This window comes from Pseudomonas sp. LjRoot71, assembly GCF_964253255.1.
Classification (GTDB): Bacteria; Pseudomonadota; Gammaproteobacteria; order Pseudomonadales; family Pseudomonadaceae; genus Aquipseudomonas.
Genome location: NZ_CAXURA020000001.1, coordinates 4207895 through 4229908, shown reverse-complemented (window position 1 = coordinate 4229908; position 22014 = coordinate 4207895). Strand labels below are relative to the sequence as shown.

General features: G+C 60.0%; 17 protein-coding genes. 8 read left to right on the top strand and 9 right to left on the bottom strand.

All coding sequences use genetic code 11. The features are described 5' to 3' along the window. Window position 1: 1 nt before the first annotated feature. From ACSQ17_RS19950 to ACSQ17_RS19925, 6 genes are all read right to left on the bottom strand, one after another. Complete coding sequence (locus tag ACSQ17_RS19950; protein WP_436070247.1) at window positions 2–1687, bottom strand: ferrous iron transporter B; 1686 nt, start codon at window positions 1685–1687, stop codon at window positions 2–4. Window positions 1688–1737: 50 nt separating this feature from the next. Beyond that, the gene (locus ACSQ17_RS19945) at window positions 1738–2550 is read right to left on the bottom strand and encodes a crotonase/enoyl-CoA hydratase family protein (RefSeq protein WP_436070246.1); all 813 of its coding nucleotides are present in this window, start codon (window positions 2548–2550) and stop codon (window positions 1738–1740) included. A 227-nt stretch (window positions 2551–2777) separates the two neighbouring features. After that, the gene (locus ACSQ17_RS19940; RefSeq protein WP_436070245.1) at window positions 2778–5036 is read right to left on the bottom strand and encodes an Orn/Lys/Arg decarboxylase N-terminal domain-containing protein; all 2259 of its coding nucleotides are present in this window, start codon (window positions 5034–5036) and stop codon (window positions 2778–2780) included. A 174-nt stretch (window positions 5037–5210) separates the two neighbouring features. Continuing rightward, entirely contained in the window at window positions 5211–5954 is a 744-nt protein-coding gene (gene dnaQ / locus ACSQ17_RS19935) for a DNA polymerase III subunit epsilon (RefSeq protein ID WP_436070244.1), read from the bottom strand. Beyond that, a complete protein-coding gene (gene rnhA, locus ACSQ17_RS19930; protein WP_436070243.1) occupies window positions 5947–6399 on the bottom strand; it encodes a ribonuclease HI in 453 nt (150 codons plus the stop codon). Before rnhA ends, dnaQ begins: the two co-directional genes overlap by 8 nt. 35 nt (window positions 6400–6434) lie before the next feature. After that, window positions 6435–7196 (bottom strand): class I SAM-dependent methyltransferase, encoded by a 762-nt coding sequence (locus ACSQ17_RS19925; RefSeq protein WP_436070242.1) that lies wholly within the window; start codon window positions 7194–7196, stop codon window positions 6435–6437. 74 nt (window positions 7197–7270) lie between these two features. On the opposite strand from ACSQ17_RS19925, the gene gloB reads away from it, so the two are divergent. After that, window positions 7271–8044, top strand: a complete 774-nt coding sequence (gene gloB / locus ACSQ17_RS19920; RefSeq protein WP_436070241.1) for a hydroxyacylglutathione hydrolase — start codon at window positions 7271–7273, stop codon at window positions 8042–8044. A 98-nt stretch (window positions 8045–8142) separates the two neighbouring features. Continuing rightward, window positions 8143–9711: a LysM peptidoglycan-binding domain-containing protein gene (locus ACSQ17_RS19915; protein WP_436070240.1), complete on the top strand. Its 1569-nt coding sequence runs from the start codon at window positions 8143–8145 to the stop codon at window positions 9709–9711. Here ACSQ17_RS19915 and ACSQ17_RS19910 read toward each other — a convergent pair whose 3' ends face one another. Continuing rightward, window positions 9712–11136: an HDOD domain-containing protein gene (locus ACSQ17_RS19910; RefSeq protein ID WP_436070239.1), complete on the bottom strand. Its 1425-nt coding sequence runs from the start codon at window positions 11134–11136 to the stop codon at window positions 9712–9714. It abuts the gene before it with no gap. Between the two features lie 167 nt (window positions 11137–11303). Here ACSQ17_RS19910 and ACSQ17_RS19905 point away from each other — a divergent pair, with 167 nt between their 5' ends. From ACSQ17_RS19905 to fabI, 6 genes are read left to right on the top strand one after another with little or no spacing between them, the layout of a single operon-like run. After that, window positions 11304–13133 (top strand): extracellular solute-binding protein, encoded by a 1830-nt coding sequence (locus tag ACSQ17_RS19905; RefSeq protein ID WP_436070523.1) that lies wholly within the window; start codon window positions 11304–11306, stop codon window positions 13131–13133. Next, on the top strand, window positions 13130–14983 hold the full coding sequence (locus ACSQ17_RS19900; RefSeq protein WP_436070238.1) for an extracellular solute-binding protein: 1854 nt from the start codon (window positions 13130–13132) through the stop codon (window positions 14981–14983). The genes ACSQ17_RS19905 and ACSQ17_RS19900 overlap by 4 nt, the downstream gene beginning before the upstream one ends. Window position 14984: 1 nt before the next feature. Continuing rightward, complete coding sequence (locus tag ACSQ17_RS19895; RefSeq protein ID WP_233685086.1) at window positions 14985–16058, top strand: microcin C ABC transporter permease YejB; 1074 nt, start codon at window positions 14985–14987, stop codon at window positions 16056–16058. 1 nt (window position 16059) lies between these two features. Continuing rightward, window positions 16060–17079 carry an ABC transporter permease gene (locus ACSQ17_RS19890; protein WP_436070237.1) on the top strand — a complete coding sequence of 340 codons (1020 nt, stop codon included), beginning with the start codon at window positions 16060–16062 and terminating at the stop codon, window positions 17077–17079. 1 nt (window position 17080) lies between these two features. Beyond that, the gene (locus tag ACSQ17_RS19885; protein ID WP_436070236.1) at window positions 17081–18688 is read left to right on the top strand and encodes an ABC transporter ATP-binding protein; all 1608 of its coding nucleotides are present in this window, start codon (window positions 17081–17083) and stop codon (window positions 18686–18688) included. Between the two features lie 30 nt (window positions 18689–18718). Continuing rightward, window positions 18719–19513, top strand: coding sequence for an enoyl-ACP reductase FabI (fabI, locus tag ACSQ17_RS19880; RefSeq protein WP_436070235.1), 795 nt, complete (start codon window positions 18719–18721; stop codon window positions 19511–19513). Between the two features lie 117 nt (window positions 19514–19630). Here fabI and ACSQ17_RS19875 read toward each other — a convergent pair whose 3' ends face one another. Together ACSQ17_RS19875 and hupB are read right to left on the bottom strand one after the other, a co-directional pair. Further along, window positions 19631–21508 carry a SurA N-terminal domain-containing protein gene (locus tag ACSQ17_RS19875; RefSeq protein WP_436070234.1) on the bottom strand — a complete coding sequence of 626 codons (1878 nt, stop codon included), beginning with the start codon at window positions 21506–21508 and terminating at the stop codon, window positions 19631–19633. A gap of 222 nt (window positions 21509–21730) precedes the next feature. Next, the gene (gene hupB / locus ACSQ17_RS19870; protein ID WP_010490206.1) at window positions 21731–22003 is read right to left on the bottom strand and encodes a nucleoid-associated protein HU-beta; all 273 of its coding nucleotides are present in this window, start codon (window positions 22001–22003) and stop codon (window positions 21731–21733) included. Window positions 22004–22014 lie beyond the last annotated feature (11 nt).

Below are 22014 nucleotides of genomic sequence, written 5' to 3'. Positions count from 1 at the left end.
CTCAAGCCTCCAGCGGCATGCCCAGCGCGCGCACGCTCTCGGCGGCAAGGTCAAGCACGCTCGGCTGGGTTTCCGGGCGCATCACCGCACCGGCTTCCAGGTAATACTCAAGGCTGCTCAGGGCATCGGCCAGGGTTTCCAGCATCTGCTCGGACGGCATCTGCGGCGCATCGAACATTTGCTGCTGGATATAGTCCGCACAGGCCCCTACCAACATGGCGGCGCGCTCCTGACCGAGGAACCACAAACCACCGCGAACGGCCTGCAGGCTGAACGGCACATTGGACAGGTGCATACGCTCACCACCTGACTCCAGGTACGCGGTGATGGCCCGCTTGGCCAGCGCCAGACCGGCCTGGGCCTCATCGACCACAACAATGCGCGCTTCATTGAGCTGATGCAGGGCGAAGGACTCCGCCTCATCCCCTGGCTGCACCTGGGCTGGCCGGGCATCGCGGCGCTCACCGCGCTCGAGACTGGCGACCATGCCTTCGACATACAGCACCGCATCGGCCAGCTTGTGCAGCTCCTGCGGCTGTGGCTGTGGCGCGCTGTCCTCGCTCCAGCTGGCAACGGTTTGCAGCTGAGCATTGAGGGAGTTACCGGCAGAACTCAGACCCACCATGCCCAAGGTCTTGCTCAGCTTACCGAGCAAGGCATGCAGACTGTTGAGGCTCTCGGTCTGCAAGGTACCGCGCTCGATCAGGTCGAGCATGTCCTTGACGCTAGCCAGCTCTTCGCGAATCGCCGAACTCAGCGAACGCATGACCGCTTTACCAGGCCCTGCCAGACGCTGGTATTCCTCTTCGAGCAGGTGATCGGTGAACGGCAGCGGCATCAGCCCAAACACTTCACTCAGCGCCGCTGCCTGTGGACCACGGGTATCCGCCAAGGCCACCAGATAGAGCAGTTCCTTGAGCAGGTTGCGCGGCGCTTCGTATTGGCCGTTTACCAGCATCTGCTTGAGCTCACGATCAATGCGCGAGAAGAGCTGTTTGCGCGACTTGCGTGGCAGCAACTGGCCGTCCACCTGCGCTTCAACCGCTGCGGCGCCCACCCAGCACAGACGGCCACGTGGCTCATTGGCGAACAGACTGTCGAGACGGGTCAAGGCTCGCCCCATCAACTTGAGACTGGCTTGCGGATTCTGCTCACGGATAAAACCAAGCAGACCGACCTGATACATGTGGCGCAAGCGCCGCCCTTCACTCTCGCGCGCAGCACCATCAACCGAAGCGGGAGCGCTACGTGGCCGGGCATGGTCGAGGCGTACGCTGAAGAAAAAGCTTTCCGGCAAAGCTGGCTGACCGCCGGCCTGGCGCAAATCATTGATGGCCGGCAGCAGCAGCTCCGGCATTTCCTGGCGATGCGCTTCGACGTTTTCCAGGTAACGGCGTAGCACGTGCAAGGCATTGCTCAAGGCTGACAGCTGAACGTCGCGCTCTTCACCTGCACCGGCGGGAATATCGGTGGCCTGATCCAACACTTCCTGCGCCAGCAGTTCGGCACCCGCCAGTTCGATCAGATTCAGTGTGCCGCGCACCTGATGCAGGCTTTCCACCGCCTGCTGCAGCAGGCTGCCGTTGTTGCGATCGGCAATGAATTGTTCAAGGCTCAACTCAGCCTCTTCCATGGTGGTGAACAATTCATCGCGCACCAGATTAAGCGACGTGGCTCCAGATACCATGAGCTATTGCGCCTCCCGCGTCAGTGATGAAAACAGGTGGAAGGACAGCATCAGTCAGCGAACTCCGGTTTCTGCTTGCTCATGTGCGCCGTCATGGCCACACGCAGGTCAGCAGATTGCAACATGGCGGCGTTCCAGGTGGCGATGTATTCGAGGCCATCATCAACGCGGTGGTCGCGCATGTAGCGAATCATTTCCTTGGTACCGCGGATGGCCACTGGCGACTTGCTGGCGATCTCGCGAGCGATACCCATCACACCATCCAGCAAGGCATCAGCGTCAGCATAGGTGCGGTTGACCAGGCCAATATTGCGCGCCTCTTCGCCGTTGATGGTGCGCCCGGTAAAAGCCAGTTCGCGCATCATGCCGTCGCCGATGATGCGGGGCAGGCGTTGCAGGGTGCCCACGTCGGCGGCCATGCCGATGTCGATTTCCTTGATGGAAAACTGCGCATCGACCGTCGAATAACGCATGTCGCAGGCCGAGACCAGATCGATCGCACCGCCCAGGCAATAACCCTGAATGGCTGCCAGCACCGGCTTGCTGCAATTGTCCACGGCGTTGAAGGAGGCTTGCAGCTCGAGAATCTTGCGCCGCAGCTTTTGCGCGTTGCGCCCAACATCCGGCCCCAGCTGGCTGCCGACCGAAGCCAGCATCATCAGGTCGATGCCCGAGGAAAAGTGTTTGCCAGCACCGGAGATCACCACCGCACGCACTTCATCGGTGTCATCGATCCAGCGGAAAATATCGATGATCTCGCGCCAGAAGTCGGCGTTCATCGCATTGACCTTTACCGGGCGGTTGATCACCACATGGGCAACCTTATCTGCCAACACGACATTAAAGGCTTTGTAGTCGGACACGGCAGTCATCCTCAGCAGGGGCGCAAGCGCAAGATGGAAATATTCTTATGCTAAAAATCGAGCAACTATAACAACCAACCGACAAATGTCGATGCTGGCCACTGTGACGCAGGGCACGCCATTAAAGTTAAGCTCAATTTTTATCTATCTGCGATAAGCGCTTGATCTATTGAGGTAAGCAGCACAGCAAGGCCGGCCCGCCGCACAACACGGCGAACCGACCAGGATCAGACTTTGATGCAGTCGACGGTATACAGCCCATCCTCGCGCTGCAGACCGTGCACATCAGCATCGAAACCCGGGAAGCTACGGTCGAAGGTGCGGGCAAACGCCAGGTAATCGATGATCGAGCGGGTCTGCGCGGTAAACCGCTCGCCCGGCATGATCAATGGAATACCTGGCGGGTATGGCACCAGCATCACGGCCGCGATGCGCCCTTCCAACTGCTCGATCGGTACCGCCTCAACTTCGCCACGCACCAGCTGGTTGTAAGCATCGGCGGGCTTGATCGCCACCTCCGGCAGCACCGTGTACATACGCTTGAGCGCCTTGGCCGTGGCGTTTTCGCGGTAGCAGGCATGCAGCGCATCACACAGGTCACGCAGCCCCATGTCCTGATAAAACGCCTTGCCAGCCTGGGCGATAGACGGCAATACATCGCTTAACGGCAAGTTGGCGTCATAGCTGCGCTTGAACTCCAGCAACTCGGTCAGCAGCGTGCTCCACTTGCCCTTGGTGATGCCCATGGAGAACAGCACCAGGAAGGAATACAGGCCGGTCTTCTCCACCACCAGGCCGCGCTCCCAGAGAAATTTGCTGACCACGGCCGCCGGAATGCCACGCTCATCCAGCTTGCCGTCGGCGGTTAATCCCGGCGTCACCAGGGTGACCTTGATCGGATCGAGCAGCACGTAGTCTTCGGCAACATCGCCAAAGCCGTGCCAATCGGCTTGCGGTTGCAACAGCCAGTCAGGCGTCGCTACATCATCGGTGCCTTCGGCCTGCGGCGGCTGCCAGATGCTGAACCACCAGTCATCGGCACTGAGGTTCTGCCGCAGATTGGCCAGAGCACGGCGAAAGCTTAGGGCCTCGTCGAAGGTTTCCTGAATCAGTGAGCGCCCGGCCGGCCCCTCCATCATTGCCGAAGCCACATCCAGTGAGGCGATGATGCCGTACTGCGGCGAGGTGGAGATGTGCATCATAAAGGCTTCGTTGAAGCGATCCCGATCCAGCTGACGCTTGCCGCCATCCTGCACATGAATCATCGAGGCCTGGCTGAACGCTGCCAGCAGCTTGTGGGTCGAGTGGGTGGTAAACACCAGCGGCGTGTCTGCGCTACACGCCGTGCCCATCCCGTAACGTCCGCGATAAAACTCATGAAAGGCCGCATAGGCGTACCAGGCCTCGTCGAAGTGCAGCACCTCGACGCTGTTGCCCAGGGTCTGCTTGATCAGCTCGGCGTTGTAGCACAGGCCGTCGTAGGTCGAGTTGGTCACCACCACCAGCTTGACCATTGCCCCGCTGCTGCTCGGCACACGACCCCTGGCCAGCGGGCTGGCATCGATCTTGGCCTGAATCGATTCACGGCTGAACTCACTCAGCGGAATCGGCCCGATGATGCCCAGTTCATTACGCTCCGGGCACAGGTACAGCGGAATCGCGCCAGTCATGATGATCGAATGCAGGATCGACTTGTGGCAGTTACGGTCCACCAGCACCAGATCATCGCGGCCAACCATGCTGTGCCAGACGATCTTGTTCGCCGTCGAGGTGCCGTTGATCACGAAATAGGTGTGATCCGCGCCGAAATTGCGCGCCGCGCGTGCTTCGGCCTCGGCCAGCGGGCCGGTGTGATCGAGCAGCGAACCCAGCTCCGGCACTGATACTGAGAGATCAGAACGCAGGGTGTTCTCACCGAAAAACTGGTGAAACGCCTGACCCACCGGGCTTTTACGATAGGCCACGCCGCCACCATGGCCGGGCGTGTGCCAGGAATAGTTGGACTGCGCAGTGTGCTGTACCAGCGCCTTGAAGAATGGCGGTAACAGGCAATCCAGATAATTGCGCGCAGCGCGGGCTACCTGACGGGCGAGGAACGGCACAGTGTCTTCGAACAGATAAAGGATGCCGCGCAGCTGGTTGAGATCGACCATGGCCTCGGCCGGCGCGTTCTCGATGGTCACCTGCTCGCCCAAGGCGAAAATCGGCAACTGCGGTGCACGACGGCGGGCGATGCGAATCAGCTCGACCATGTCCTGCAACAGGGTCTTGTTCTCCCCCGCGCCTTCGGCGGCCACCAGAATGCAGGCCAGGCCGTGGTGGGTGGAGGCCACGATGCGCCCCTCGGCGGAGCTGGCGGTGGAAAGAATACTGAAGCCGTCCTGCTCCAGCTCTTGGGCGATAGCACGCACCCGGTCACCGGCCACGGTATCAGCCTTGATGTCGCGGTGCACGATCAGGACGGGGAACTTGAGGTCTTTATACATTGTGGCGTCCCTGAAGAATGGCAGGTCATAGCCTGCCTATCACTTCAGGGTAGAGGCTGGCCCCGCTGGGCGGAACCCCCTCTGCGTGACGCTGTACGAAAAGGTCGCGAGTGGATAACTCAGCCGTCGCGCTTGCCGTTCACCGATTGGCCAACGGCAACCGCCATACGCCGATCAGGCCTCGGCCTTGGGCTGCTCCAGCTGCACCCAAAGCGGTGGTGCACCTGCCGATTTCTCGATGATGGCCAGACGCGCCAAGTGAGCGTCGAGTTCTTCGCCATTGGCCCGGATCACCCGTGTCAGGGCCCGATCAGCGGGTAAACGGCGAATCGCGCTGGGCTGCTGACGACCATTGCTGTCGCCTTCCGACCCGTCACCGGCCAGAGACAGGTTGGTCTGCCCGCCGGTCATGGTCAGGTAGACGTCGGCGAGAATCTCGGCGTCGAGCAAGGCGCCGTGCAGGTCACGACCGGAGTTATCAACGCCATAGCGTTTGCACAGTGCATCAAGGTTGTTGCGCTGCCCCGGGTGGCGCTCGCGGGCCATCATCAGGGTGTCGAGAATCGAGCAGTGCTCGCTGATGTCGGCGCGTTCGTCCTGCTTGATCAGGGCGAATTCGTTATTGATAAAGCCAACGTCGAACGCCGCATTGTGGATGATCAGCTGCGCACCCTTGATGAATTCAAAGAACTCATCGGCCACATCCTTGAAACGTGGCTTGTCCTTGACGAACTCGTTGGTGATGCCGTGAACCGCAATCGCGCCTTCGTCGATCTCACGATCCGGCTGCAGGTAGACATGAAAGTGACGCCCGGTCAGGCGTCGCCCCATCAGCTCAACGCAACCGATCTCGATGATCCGGTGACCATCGGTTACCGGCATACCGGTGGTTTCAGTATCCAGCACCACACTACGCATGCTTCTGCCCTCTCACTTCGTCAACACCGCGATTGGCCAACTGATCAGCCCGCTCGTTACCGGGGTGCCCGGTATGGCCACGCACCCATTGCCAGGTGACATCATGGCGATTGACCTGTTCGTCCAGCGCCTGCCACAAGTCGGCGTTTTTCACCGGTTCCTTGGCGGCAGTCTTCCAACCGCGTTTTTTCCAGTTCGGCATCCATTCCTGGATGCCTTTCATTACATATTGCGAGTCGGTGATCAAACGCACCGAACAGGGACGCGTCAGGGCAATCAGGGCACAGATCGCCGCCATCAGTTCCATGCGGTTATTGGTCGTGTTGGGCTCGCCACCCCACAGCTCCTTTTCTACGCCTCGGCAAACCAGCAAGGCACCCCAGCCACCCACGCCAGGATTGCCCTTGCAGGCACCGTCGGTGTAGATCTCGACCTGTTCACTCATGTATCTGCAATCTCTCGCTCAATTATCAGCCAATGCTATTTCTGCGGCGTTTCACGCCGACTGACCTTGGCCACCGGCATCGGCAGTAACTTGCCCACCGGTTGCCGGTTGGGCTGACGCAATGGCCGTAAACCCACCACCAATTTACGCGCCACCAGCACATAAAAACCGCCACCGGGTAGCTGCCAACTCGCCCCAATGCGCTCCAGCGCAGCCAGGCGCGCCTGCCAGGCCGGCGCAGAAAGCGGCGGACGATAGCACCCGAAGCGGCGTTTCTCCAGCGCGAAACCCAGTAGGTGCAACCAGTCGCAAACCCGACTGGGCGCGATGCAGCGAGCCTGATGCAAGGCGTCGCGGCTAAAAAGGTGACGCATGCCCCAGGTGCTGAGCGGGTTGACCCCGACAATCAGCAGATGGCCACCCGGACGCACGCTGCGCGCGGCTTCACGCAGCAAACCGTGAGGCGACAGGCTGAAGTCCAGGCCATGCTGCAACACCACCACATCGGCAGCATGTTCGGTGAGTGGCCAGGACTGCTCTTCACAGACGATTTCCACGCCCTTGAATGGCGCGCCCAGGCGCACACTGCGCTGGATCTGCCGGGCATCCGGCGGCGTATCGGCGGCTGGCCCGTAATGCACCAGGTAACCGCCAAAGAAACGCGCCAACTCTTCTTCCAGCAACTGCCGTTCCTGCTCCAGCAGCAACTGCCCGAGCGGCCCGGCCAACCAGGTGCGGGCCGCGCCAATCAGGTCGAGCCATTCACTGTCGGCATGGGCAAAAGGGTGATCGGACATAAGCATTACCTACGTAGCCAGCACCGTTAATGCCCCCTAAGATGCACCTTTGTGCCCTGCTTAGCGACCGAACGATGATAAAAATCGACGCACTGCCTGCATTCTCCGACAACTATATATGGCTGCTGCAAGACCCTGAGCGGCGCCACTGCGCGGTTGTCGACCCGGGTGATGCCGCTCCGGTCGAAGCCTGGCTGGCGGCCAACCCCGGCTGGCAGTTGAGCGACATTCTGATCACCCACCACCACTTCGACCATGTGGGCGGGATCGAGCGTCTCAAAGCCGCCACCGGCGCACGGGTGCTGGGCCCGGCCAACGAGAAGATCCCTGGCCGTGATCTGGCGTTGCACGACGGTGACCAGATCGATGTCCTCGGCCAGCGCTTCAGCGTCTATGCCGTCCCCGGGCACACCCTGGGACATATCGCTTATATCCAGGCCGAGCAGCACTGGCTGTTCTGTGGCGACACGTTATTCGCCGGTGGTTGTGGCCGGCTATTCGAGGGCAGCCCCGAGCAGATGCACCAGTCACTCAGCCGCCTGGCAGCGCTCCCCGAACAGACTCAGGTGTTCTGCACCCATGAGTACACCCTGAGCAACCTGCGCTTTGCCGCCGCTGTTGAACCGGATAACCAGCAGATCAAGCAGCGCCTGGAACAAGTGGGGCAATGGCGCGAGGCTGGACAGATCAGCCTGCCATCCTCTATTGCTCTGGAACGTGCCACCAACCCGTTCCTGCGCAGCAGCGAACCGGCAGTCAGCGCCATGATTGCCGAACGCGATGGCCCGGCCAGCCGTTCGCCCACGCAGGTGTTCGCCGCATTGCGCGCCTGGAAGGATCATTTCTAAACCACGACAACCACACAAAAGACTGGTTAAAACTTGACCAGGGGCAGGCTGGTTCCTAGAATCGCCCGACCTTTTCGCCGGGACGTACACCGCCGCCAATGCCTCTATCACCACGCAAGACCTTGAATTTAAAGGCATTGGCACAAAGCGCTCAGACGCTTGTGGTGATCATGTGTGTAACCCTGGCCGGTTGTCAGACCAGCAACCAGTACCGCCCCGACAGTGGCCGTGACACCGACCGTGCCGTCGGCCTGGAACAGGAGCCCGAGTGGCTCAACAGCCATGTCGCCACCGCGCCGGATGAACCGAAAGATATCTGGGAACGGGTACGCAACGGCTATCAGTTGCAGGACACCATCACCCTCAATCCGCGCATCGAACAGCAACGCTTGTGGTTCGTCGGCAACCCGTCCTTTGTCGAAAAAGCCGGCGAACGCAGCAGCCCTTATATCCACTTCATCGTCGAGCGCCTGGAACAGCGCAATATGCCGATGGAGCTGGCCCTGTTGCCGATGATTGAAAGCTCCTACAACCCGCTGGCCTACTCGCCGGCTGATGCCGTAGGGCTGTGGCAGTTCATTCCGTCCACCGGGCGCAACTTCAACCTGCGCCAGACCAACTGGTACGACGGCCGCCGGGATGTGATGGCCTCCACCGATGCCGCCATCAGCTATCTGACGCGCCTCAAGGAAATGTTCAACGGTGACTGGCTGCTTGCTCTGGCCGCCTACAACGCCGGCGAAGGACGGGTTAGCCGGGCCATCGAGCGCAACCAGAAGCTCGGCCTGCCGACCGACTACTGGAACCTTTCACTGCCGACCGAAACACAGAACTACGTGCCCAAGCTGCTGGCTCTGTCTCAGGTGATCATGACCCCGCAGGCCTATGGCGTCAGCCTCAGTCCCATCGCCAACGAGCCCTACTTCGAGAAGGTCGAGTTCAAGCAGCGAATGGATCTGGCCCGCGTCGCCGCGATGGCCGATCTGGATGAAGACGAGCTGTACCTGCTCAACCCGGCGTTCAAAAAAGGCATTACCCTCGACGGCCCGCAGCACCTGCTGGTACCGACCGACAAGGCTGAGCTGCTGACCGCCAACCTGTCGCTGATGAAACCCCAGGAGCTGGTGAACTGGCAGCAGTACCGCGTGCGCTCAGGCGACAGCCTGCACAGCATCGCCAACCGGCATCAGTTGACGGTAAACACCCTGCGCGACATCAACAAACTCTCCAGCAACAACCTGCGCATCGGCCAGGTGCTGAGCATCCCCACTCAGCCCGGTGTAACACCACGTGAACCGCTGTTTCAGCGCAGCGTGGCGCAGAGTCAGCCCGTACGTACCTACCGGGTAAAAAACGGCGACAACCTCTGGCAGATCGCCAAGAACCACAAGGTTGCAGTCAAAGATGTGCAGCGTTGGAACAAGCTGTCAGGCAGTAGCCTGCGTGTCGGCCAGGTACTGAGCATGCAGGCCGGCCAAGTGGCCTCAGGCGGCAGCGGCGGCGCACCACGGCAAAGTGCAACCTACTACAAGGTGCGTCAGGGCGACTCGCTGTACCTGATTGCCAAGCGCTTCAAAGTGCCGATGAAAAGCCTGCAGAACTGGAACCCGAAAGCCGGCAAGGCCCTCAAGCCCGGCCAGACCATCACCCTGTACAGCGTCAACTGATCAGCCACGCTTGCTCATTGCCTCCAGGCAACGCCCGGTCAGTTGGGTAAAGCGCTGAAAGGCGACAAACTGCTCATGCTTCAGCGCCCGCCCGGACACCCGACTGTCGGCATACAGCAAGCCAATTTCCCGGGTTCCCGCCAACAGTGGCGCAATAAAGAACATGCCCTGTCCCAGGCGCTGACGAATCGGCTGGGTGACCAGTTCATTGAGGTTGTAGCTGGCCGGCACCCCCATCCATAGCGCCTCCTTATTGCGCAGGGCATAGCTGAATATATGTGGCTGCGCGGTTTGCTCAACCGGCAGGATAAAGTCATGCGCCCACCCGGCGGTGCCCTCGCCGATCACCCGCTTGCAGCGAAAACAGCTTTGCCCATCGGCCAACACCACCAGCATGATGCGCTCAAGCCCAGCGCCCTGGTGCAAACCCTTGAACAGGGTGTCGAGCACCAGCCCCAGGTCGGCACGCTTTGAAACCATCAGCCCAAGGTCCTGCAAGGCTTGCTGCAAGATCAGCAGGTTGGGCTGGAGCAAGCGCGCCTTGCGCTGCTCCTGTTGCAGGCGAATCTGCTCCGGATCGGTATTGGGAATCAGCTTGCACAACTGACTGGCGCCGAACGTGGCCGCCATCTTTACCGTTTCCTCGGCACTGGCCAGCACCTGCTGCATGGCTTCCTGCGGCGTCACCCCGATAAAACTGGCCAGTTGCCCGACCAGGCTTTCCATGGTGGCTGAGTCCCAGCCTTCAAGCGCCGCCTGGCTGATCTTCGCGCCAAGCGTCACGGCTTTGACGGCCGGATCATTCTGGCTGCTCGCCTGCAGCGCCAGACTCACGGTGTCGCCGAGGTTCCAGCTCTTCACCAGGGCCAGGCTCATCTGCCGAAAACTGGTGCCGAGCAGATCCATCACCACATCGTCGGCATTGACACCTGGCTGCGCCAGGGCACTGGCCAGTTCATCCGCCGTTTCCCCGGCGCAGCCCCAGAACGCCAGCTCACCAACGTTATGCAGCAAGGCGGCGATAAACACCTCCTCATCGCTTCGCGAGAGCACATAACCGGCGATGTTGCGCGCCTGTACGGCGGCATGAAAGGACTGCGCAAGCAACTCAGCGAGCTGCTCACGGGAGCTGCGGGCCAACAGGCCGTCGATCAGGCTCACCGACAGACCGATCTGCCGCACATTGTCGAAACCGATCAGCACAATGGCCCGGGAGATGGTGCGGATAGGTTCCTGGGACGGGTTGTAATACACGCTGTTACCAATGCGCAGCACCTTGCTGGTCAGGGCGGCATCACGTAGCAGCACATCGGCCAGTTGCTGGACCGAGGACGTGTGCCCCAGGGTCAGACGGTGCAAATCCTGCACCACCGCAGCCAGGGCGGGTAATTCGGCTTGGTTGAAGCGATCAATCCATGACTGCAAACCATGGCAAGCTGTAACCAAAATGATGCCCTCGCAGTGGATAGCTTGAGTGTAGTCAAAGTGCCGCCATCGGCAGCCGTCGAAGCGACCCTTTTTCCAGCCGATACAAGCTGTTAATGTGCCTGACCAGCAGCCCACACGACGCCACGGATCGGATATTTCACTTGATACGTCCCCTCCTCTCGCTGTTCCTCTGCCTGGCCATCAGCTCATCTGCCTGGGCGACCCTGTATAAAAGTCACGGTTACGCCCAGTTTGGCGAGCTGAAGTACCCCGCCAGCTTTACCCATTTCGCCTGGGTCAACCCGGAAGCGCCCAAAGGCGGCACGCTGCGGATGATGGCCAACGGCACGTTCGACACACTCAACCCTTACACCTTCAAGGGCAGCAGCCCGATCAGCACCGCCAACTTTCTGCAATACGGCGTCAACGAGCTGAACGCGCCGCTGATGGTCGGCACCGGTGCCTACGACCCCTCAGGTGACGAACCGGCTTCCAGCTATGGCCTAATCGCTGAGTCCGTGGAATACAGCGATGACCGCAGCTGGGTGGTTTACAACCTGCGTCCCGAAGCCCGCTTCCACGATGGCAAGCCGATCACCGCCTATGACGTGGCCTTCTCCTACCGCCTGCTGCTCAAGGAAGGTCACCCGCAGTACCGCACTAACCTGCAGGAAGTAAAACGGGTCGATATCCTCAACCGCCACAGCATCCGCTTTGTGCTCAAGCGCGCCGGCAACTCGCTGCTGATTCTGCGCCTGGGCGAACTGCCGGTGCTGCCGCAGCATTACTGGAAGGATCGCGACTTCAAGGCCACCACCTATGAACCGCCACTGGGCAGCGGCCCCTACCGCATTACCCAGGTCAGCCCCGGACGCAGCCTGCGCTTTGAGCGGGTCAAGGACTGGTGGGGCGCCAAGCTGCCGGTCAACCGTGGCAAATACAATTTCGACCGGGTCGATGTGGAGTTCTACCGCGACAGCCATGTGGCCTTCGAGGCCTTCAAGGCTGGCGAGTTCGATATATACATCGAACAACAGGCGAAAAACTGGGCCAACGGCTATCGCTTCCCGGCATTCAGCCGTGGAGAAGTGATCCGTGCCGAAATTCCGCACAAGATACCCACTCAGACCCAGGCGCTGTTTATGAACACCCGCCGGGAAGTGTTTGCTGACCGCCAAGTACGCGAAGCACTGGGCCTGATGTTCGACTTCGAATGGGCCAATCGCGCGCTGTTCAACAGTTCCTACACCCGCGCCCAGAGTTACTACCCCAACAGCGAATTCGCCGCCAGCGGTAAACCGGAAGGTGCCGAGTGGCTGCTGTTGTCGCCCTACCGCAAGCAGTTGCAGGCACGCCTGTTCAGTGAGCCCTTCAGCGTGCCGCAAACCGATGGCCGCGGCATCCCACGGGAAACCTTGCGCCGCGCCCTGGGTCTACTCGCCGATGCGGGCTGGAAACCCTCCGGCCAACGCCTGTTGAACAGTCAGGGCAAGCCCCTGATATTCGAGATCCTGCTGGTCAACCCGAACCTTGAGCGCATTCTCCAGCCCTTTACCGAGAACCTGGCCAGCATTGGTATTCAAGCCAGACTGCGCACAGTTGACCGCGCCCAGTACAAACAGCGCCTCGACCAGTACGATTTCGACATGATTCTGGTCACCCTGCCGCAGACCCTGAGCCCCGGCTTGGAACAGTCGCTGTATTTCCACTCCTCGCAAGCCAAGGTCAAAGGCGGCAGGAACTATGCAGGGGTTGCTCACCCGGTGGTCGATGCCTTGATCGAGAAACTGCTGTCGGCACAGACCCGTGACGAGCAGGTGGCTGCCACCCGCGCCCTTGACCGGGTACTGTTGTGGCAGCACTACAGCATCCCGAACTGGTATATCGATTACCACCGCCTGGCTTACCGTAACCGATTTGCCTTCGTCACCACGCCGCCCTACACCCTGGGCCTGCGCACCTGGTGGCTGAAATCCATGGAGAACGCTGAATGACCCATGCAGTGCGCGCCCTGATTATCCGCTTCAGCAGCCTTGCTCTGCTTGGTGTTGCCAGCCTGGCCCTGGCCGGCCCCAAGCACGCACAGACCCTGTATGACGAGCCGCCGAAATACCCGGCGAACTTCAAACACTTCGAGTACGTCAACCCGGATGCGCCCAAAGGCGGAACCCTGCGCCAGGCAGCATTTGGCAGCTTCGACAGCCTCAATCCCTTTATCAACAAGGGCGTACCCGCCGATGACATCGGGATGATCTACGACACCCTGACCCGCCATGGCCTGGACGAGCCCTTTACTGAATACGGCCTGCTCGCGGAAAAAATCGAAAAAGCCCCGGATAACGCCTGGGTACGTTTCTATCTGCGCCCCGAAGCGCGCTTTCATGATGGCCAGCCGGTCACCGCCGAGGACGTCAAATTCACCTTCGACACCCTGATGAGTAAAGGCGCACCGATGTACCGCGGTTACTACGCCGATGTCGACCGAGTTGAAATCGAAACCCCGCAGCGCGTGCGTTTTGTCTTCAAGCAGGCCGGTAACCGTGAGCTGCCGCTGATCGTCGGGCAATTGCCAGTGCTGCCAAAACACTGGTGGGCTGAACGCGACTTCAGCAAAGGTAACCTCGATGTGCCACTGGGTAGCGGCCCTTATAAAGTGGCGAATGTGCAGGCCGGTCGCTCGATACGCTACGAGCGGGTCAAGGACTGGTGGGGCAAAGACCTGCCGGTCAATCGCGGTTTTTACAACTTCGACACCCTGCAAATCGACTACTACCGCGACAACACCGTCGCCCTCGAAGCACTCAAGGCCGGGCAGTTCGATTACTGGTTGGAAATCAGCGCAAAGAACTGGGCCACCGCCTACAACGTGCCGGCCGTGGCCAATGGCCAATTGATCAAGGAAGAGATCACCAACCACAACCCGACTGGCATGCAGGGCTTTATCTTCAACACCCGCCGCGCGCTGTTCAGCGACCGTCGGGTGCGTGAAGCACTGGGCCTGCTGTTCGATTTCGAGTGGGCCAATCGCCAGCTGTTCAACGGGGCCTACACACGCACCCACAGCTACTTCGACAATTCCGAACTGGCCGCAAGCGGTCTGCCCTCCGCAGACGAACTGAAGCTGCTGGAGCCCTTGCGTGCGCAGATTCCGCCGCAGGTATTTACCGATGAATATCAGCCCTCCGTCACCGACGGCAGCGGCATCATTCGCGAGCAGCAGCGCCGTGCCTATCAGCTGCTTCAGGAAGCCGGCTGGCGCATTGATGGCGACAAGATGCTCGACAGCACAGGCAAGCCGGTAAGCTTCGAATTCCTCCTGGCCCAGACCGAGTTCGAACGCATTCTCTTGCCGTTCAAGCGCAACCTGGCCGACCTGGGTATCGAACTGGTGATCCGCCGTGTCGATGTATCCCAATACGTCAACCGCCTGCGCTCACGTGACTTCGATCTGATTGTCGGGGGTTTCGGCCAGTCCAACTCACCGGGCAACGAGCAACGCGAATACTGGCACTCCAGCAGCGCCGACAACCCCGGCAGCCGTAACTTTATTGGTTTGAAAGACCCGGCCGTGGATAAGCTGGTCGAAGGCCTGATCAATGCCGACTCACGCCAGAGCCTGATCACCCACACCCGCGCCCTCGACCGCGTGCTGCTGTGGGGCCATTACGTGGTGCCCAACTGGCATATCAAGACCTGGCGCGTGGCCTACTGGAACCGCTTTGAGCACCCCAAGGTCAGCCCGAAATACGACATAGGCCTGCACACCTGGTGGGCCCGAACAAAATCACCGGAAGCAGCGGCAGACGAAGCCGCTGCACACAACAGCACAGGCGTGGAGCCATAACATGCTGGCGTATATCTTTCGTCGACTGCTGCTGATCATTCCCACGCTGTTCGGCATTCTGCTGATCAACTTCATCATCATCCAGGCCGCCCCCGGTGGCCCGGTCGAACAGATGATCGCCAAACTGGAAGGCTTCGATGGTGCCACCAGCCGGATTGCCGGCGGCGGTGCCGAAGTGTCGGTAGCCGGTTCCAACTATCGCGGCGCTCAAGGCCTGGACCCTGAGCTGGTGGCGGAAATCGAGCGCATGTACGGCTTCGACAAATCCGCCCCGGAACGCTTCTGGCTGATGCTCAAGAGCTATGCACAACTGGATTTTGGTTCGAGCTTCTTTCGCGATGCCGAAGTCATCGACCTGATCATCGAGAAGATGCCAGTGTCGATCTCGCTGGGGCTGTGGAGCACGCTGATCATGTACCTAGTGTCGATCCCGCTGGGCATTGCCAAGGCCACACGCCACGGCAGCGCCTTCGACGTCTGGACCAGCTCAGCGATCATCATCGGCTACGCCATCCCCGCCTTCCTCTTCGCCATCCTGCTGATCGTACTGTTCGCCGGCGGCAGCTACTGGGATTGGTTCCCGCTGCGCGGGCTGACCTCGAACAACTTCGACGAGCTGAGTTTTACCGGCAAGCTGCTCGACTATTTCTGGCACCTGGCGCTGCCCGTCACCGCCCTGGTGATCGGCAACTTCGCCACCCTGACGCTGCTGACCAAAAACAGCTTTCTTGATGAGATCAACAAGCAGTACGTGATCACTGCCAGGGCCAAAGGCCTGAGCAATAACCGCGTGCTCTACGGCCACGTGTTCCGTAACGCCATGCTGATCATCATCGCTGGCTTCCCGGCAGCCTTTATCGGCATTTTCTTTACCGGTTCCCTGCTGATCGAAGTGATCTTCTCCCTCGACGGCCTCGGCCTGATGAGTTTCGAGGCCGCGATAAACCGCGATTACCCAGTGGTGTTCGGCACCCTGTTTATCTTCACGTTGCTCGGCCTGGTGGTGAAATTGATCGGCGACATTACCTACACCCTGGTCGATCCGCGTATCGACTTCGAAAGCCGGGAGGGTTGAGATGAAACTGTCCCCAATCAACCAACGCCGCTTTCAGCTGTTCAAGGCGCACAAACGTGGCTGGTGGTCGCTATGGATATTTCTCGCCCTGTTCTTCGTCACCCTCGGTGCCGAGTTGATCGCCAACGACAAACCGCTGGTGGTGGGCTACGACAACGAACTGTATTTCCCGGTATTCAAGCGCTACCCGGAAACCACTTTCGGCGGCGAGTTCCCGCTGCAGGCCAACTACAAGAGCCCCTACATCCAGGAGCTGATCAAGGAGAAGGACGGTTGGATGATCTGGCCGCCGATCCGTTACAGCTACTCCAGCATCAACTACGACCTGCAGGTGCCCGCCCCGGCTCCACCTTCGGCGGAGAACCTGCTGGGTACCGATGACCAGGGCCGCGATGTACTGGCACGGGTGATTTACGGCTTCCGCATTTCCGTGTTGTTTGCCTTGATCCTGACCCTGGCCAGTTCGGTGATCGGCGTGTTTGCCGGCGCCCTGCAAGGCTTCTATGGCGGCTGGGTCGACCTGGCCGGGCAGCGCTTTCTGGAGATCTGGTCGGGCCTGCCGGTGCTCTATCTGCTGATCATCCTCGCCAGCTTCGTGCAGCCGAACTTCTGGTGGCTGCTGGGCATCATGCTGCTGTTCTCCTGGATGAGCCTAGTGGATGTGGTGCGTGCAGAGTTTCTGCGTGGGCGCAACCTGGAATACGTGCGTGCAGCCCGTGCACTGGGCATGCAGAACGGCTCAATCATGTTCCGCCATATCCTGCCCAACGCGATGATTTCCACCATGACCTTTATGCCGTTCATTCTCACCGGCGCGATCGGCACCCTCACCGCGCTGGATTTCCTCGGCTTCGGCTTGCCACCTGGCGCACCGTCGCTGGGCGAACTGGTGGCCCAGGGCAAATCCAACCTGCAAGCGCCCTGGTTGGGTATCAGCGCCTTCGCCGTACTGGCCCTGATGCTCAGCCTGCTGGTGTTTATCGGCGAAGCGGCACGCGATGCCTTCGACCCGAGGAAATAAGATGACCGACTCCAACACCCTCATCGAAGTCCGCGACCTGGCGGTCGAGTTCGTCACCGGCAGCCTCAGGCAGCGTGTGCTGGAAAACGTCAGCTTTGATATCAAGCGTGGCGAAACCCTCGCCCTGGTTGGCGAAAGCGGCTCGGGCAAATCGGTCACTGCGCACTCCATCCTGCGCCTGCTGCCCTACCCGCTGGCGCAACACCCCAGCGGCAGCATTCACTACGCCGGGCAGGATCTGCTCAAGCTGAGCGAGAACAAGCTACGTGGCATTCGTGGCAACCGCATCGCCATGGTCTTTCAGGAGCCCATGACCTCGCTGAACCCGCTGCACAGCATCGAGAAGCAGATCAACGAAGTGCTGGCCCTGCACAAAGGCCTGCGCGGCAAGGCTGCCACAGCGCGTACCTTGGAGCTGCTGGAGCTGGTCGGCATCCCCGAGCCACACAAACGCCTCAAGGCCTATCCGCACGAGCTCTCGGGCGGCCAGCGTCAGCGCGTGGTGATCGCCATGGCCCTGGCCAATGAGCCAGAGCTGCTGATTGCCGACGAACCGACCACAGCGCTGGACGTCACCGTGCAGTTGAAGATTCTTGAGCTGCTCAAGGACCTGCAGGCGCGCCTGGGCATGGCCATCCTGCTGATCAGCCACGACCTCAACCTGGTGCGACGCATTGCCCACCGGGTGTGCGTCATGCAACGCGGGCATATCGTCGAACAAGCGGCCTGCGAAACACTGTTTAAAGACCCACAACACCCTTATACCCGTGAACTGCTCGGCGCCGAGCCAACGGGCGGCCCGGTCGATCAGCCGCCTGGCAAACCCATGCTGGAAATCGACAACCTGCGCGTCTGGTTCCCGATCAAGAAAGGCTTGCTGCGCCGCACGGTCGACCATGTCAAAGCGGTGGACGGCATCAATTTCAGCCTGCCCCAGGGGCATACCCTGGGTATTGTCGGTGAAAGCGGCTCAGGCAAATCCACCCTCGGCCTGGCGATTCTGCGTCTGCTCGGCAGCCAGGGCGGTATCCGCTTCCAGGGCCAGGCCATCGACCAGCTCTCGCAGCATGACGTGCGCCCACTGCGCCGACAGATGCAGGTGGTTTTTCAAGACCCTTTTGGCAGCCTCAGCCCACGTATGTCAGTGGGCCAGATCATTGGCGAAGGCCTGCAGATCCACCGCATGGGCAGCGAAGCCGAACAGGAACAGGCGATTATCGACGCACTGGTGGAAGTGGGCCTGGATCCAGAAACCCGTCACCGCTACCCGCACGAGTTTTCCGGCGGCCAGCGCCAACGCATCGCCATCGCCCGCGCCCTGGTGCTCAAGCCTGCATTGATCCTGCTGGATGAGCCAACCTCGGCCCTCGACCGCACTGTGCAACGCCAGGTGGTCGAACTGCTGCGCTCGCTGCAAGCCAAATACAACCTGACCTACCTGTTTATCAGCCACGACCTGGCCGTCGTAAGAGCCCTGAGCCATCAGGTGATGGTGGTCAAACAGGGCAAGGTGGTCGAACAGGGATCGGCGGCACGTGTCTTTGCCGCGCCACAGGACATCTATACACAGCAGTTGCTGGAAGCAGCCTTTATGGCCCCAGCTGGCTAATTCTTGTAGACAGGAAGAGGAACTACACCCATGGGTTTTCTAAGCGGCAAGCGCGTACTGATCGTTGGCGTCGCCAGCAAACTGTCCATCGCCTCCGGTATCGCAGCAGCCATGCACCGTGAAGGTGCCGAACTGGCCTTCACCTACCAGAACGAAAAGCTCAAAGGCCGGGTTGAAGGTTTCGCCGCTGACTGGGGCTCAAGCGCTGACCTGTGCTTCCCGTGCGATGTGGCCAATGACGACGAGATCGCCGCCGTCTTCGAAGCCCTGAGCAAGAAGTGGGATGGCCTGGACTGTATCGTTCACTCCGTAGGCTTCGCCCCAGGCGATCAACTGGACGGCGACTTCACCGACGTCACCACCCGCGAAGGCTTCCGCATCGCCCACGACATCAGCGCCTACAGCTTTGTAGCACTGGCCAAGGCCGGTCGCGAACTGATGAAAGGCCGCAACGGCAGCCTGCTCACCCTCTCCTACCTGGGCGCCGAGCGCACCATGCCTAACTACAATGTCATGGGCATGGCCAAGGCCAGCCTGGAAGCCGGTGTACGTTACCTGGCCGGCAGCCTCGGCCCAGAAGGCACCCGCGTCAACGCCATCTCTGCCGGCCCGATACGCACCCTGGCGGCCTCCGGCATCAAGAGCTTCCGCAAGATGCTCGCCGCCAACGAGAAGCAGACCCCACTGCGCCGCAACGTGACCATCGAAGAAGTTGGCAACGCCGGTGCCTTCCTCTGCTCGGATCTGGCTTCAGGCGTCAGCGGCGAGATCATGTACGTCGACGGCGGCTTCAACACCACCGCGATGGGTGCCATGGAAGAGTAAGCCTGCTGCGCGGGGAGATCAGCATCTTCCTGCGTCGTACACAGTTCGCTGCCAAGGATGGCAGACATAAAAAAGGCCGCTTGAAGAAGCGGCCTTTTTTGTATTCAGCGGTATCGATCAGAAGCGCTCGATATCCGCCTTCTCTTCCAGTTGCTTACGGAACGCAGCAAAGTCCTGCTGACCAGCCCGCGAAGCCAGGAAGCGGCCGTACATGGCTTTGTCTTCTTCCGACAGCACCTGTTCCGGTTGGCTCACGCCATTGAGGCGGATGATCACGAAATCACCATTACCCAGACTGATACCCGCAAAGCTCGGCTTGTCAGCCGCTTCAGGCTTGGGCATGCGGAATAGCGCTTGCAGTACAGCAGGCTCAACACCTTCCTGACTGCGGGTGGCCGCTTCGACAACCGTCCAACCCTGCTTGGCATCGGCCTGACTAACCGGTGTCTGGCCTTCACGCAGAGCAGCCAGCTGCTCCTCGCCTTTGGCTTTGACCGCCTCGCTTGCACGCACCTTGGTCAACTGGGCACGGATGCTGTCGGCAACCTGCTCCAGCGGCAGCTGCTTCGGCTTGTTGTGTTCTTTGACGCGCACCACCACCACAGTGTTCGGATCCAACTCGATCACACTGCTGTTGCTGCCGTCTTCCAGCACTTCCTCACTGAAGGCAGCCTGAATAACCTGACGGTTAGCAGATACACCTTCGCTACCACCCTGACGACCAAATGGCTCAGTGGTCTTGACCTGTAAACCCAGCTCCTGCGCCGGCTGACTCAGATCGGAAGCCTCAAATGCGGAATCCTCAAGCGTCTTGGTGACTTCGACAAAACGCTGCTCAACCTGGCGGGTCTTGAGGTCGCGCTGTAGCTTCTCTTCCAGGCTGGCGAAGCTCGGTACTTCTGGAGCCTGCACGCCGAGCAGCTTGATCAGGTGCCAGCCAAACTCGCTGCGCACGGGTGCCGATACAGCATTTTCACTGAGCGCATAGAGTGCTTCTTCGAAAGCGGGGTCATACACGCCAGGGCCAGCAAAGCCCAAGTCACCGCCGTCGCCGGCCGAACCTGAGTCATCGGAAAACTCCTTGGCCAAGGCGGCGAAATCTTCACCCTGCTCCAAGCGCTTCTGCACCTCGACCAGCTTGGCCTTGGCCTGCTCGTCATTCAGCTTGTCGTTAACCTCAACCAGAATATGGGCAGCACGACGCTGTTCGGCAAGGCTGGCAATTTCACTCTGATAAGCGCTTTGTAGCGCCTCATCGGTGACTTCCACTTGATCGAAGAAGGCATCCTTCTTCAGCTCGACGTATTCCAGTACAACCTGCTCAGGACTCATGAACTCGCTGGCCTGAGCGTCGTAGTAGGCCTTGATGTCGTCGTCGCTGAGCGTGACGGCATCCAGATCAGCCTTGAGCGTCAGCGTGGCGAAGTCACGGGTCTGCTTTTCCAGTGCGGCAAAAACCTGTACTTGGGCATCGGTAACAAAACCGCTGTTGGCTAGACCAGCGCGCAGCTGACCGATGAGCATTTCCTCCTCAAGCATCTGGCGGAACTGCAAGCGGCTGTAGCCGAGCTGACGAATCACCTGGTCGAAACGCTCAGCATTGAACTGGCCGTCTACAAGAAACTCCGGCGTTTTCAGAATCACCTGATCCAGCGCCTGCTGCGAGAACGCGAACTTGGCATCCTTGGCACTATCAAGCAGCAAGGTGCGCTCGATCAGACCGTTCAGGGCTGCCTCACGCAGCAGCTTTTCGTCCAGCAGGGATGCATCGAAATCACGCCCCAACTGCTGCAGCAACTGCCGACGCTGCATTTCCACAGCCTGGCTGAGTTCAGCGGAAGTAATCTTCTCACCATTCACTTCAGCGGCATTTTGGCTATTACTGGTGCCAGTAAAAATGGCATCGACACCGGTCAGCGCCATCAGCGCAACGATCAGACCGATGATGGTTTTGGCAATCCAACCCTGTGAATTGTCCCTGATATTCTGCAGCATGCTTCCCCCAGAACGGCTGTACAAAAAAAGCAGCCGTGCAGCGTGGGTAAAATCCGGATAGAAGAAAGGCGCATCAGTGGATGCGCCTTCTCGTAACTGGCGAAGCGGATCGAACCCAAACCTGCAATTCGTTATGTTCAACCCAATTGGTCTGGCTGAACAACCCGCCCCGCTGACAGATCAGCCATTCGACTGATCTGCTGGGCAAACCCAGAAAGAGGCTTAGTTGACAGCGTCTTTCAGAGCTTTACCGGCTTTGAAGCCTGGAATCTTGGCAGCAGCGATGCTGATCGGGTTACCAGTTTGCGGGTTACGGCCAGTGCGAGCAGCACGCTCTTTAACAGCGAAAGTGCCGAATCCAACCAGTACTACGGAGTCACCAGCCTTCAGAGCGCCAGTAACGGATTCAATGACTGCGTCCAGCGCACGGCCGGCAACAGCTTTTGGGATATCAGCAGATGCGGCGATGGCATCGATCAGTTCCGACTTGTTCACTCTTAAGTCCC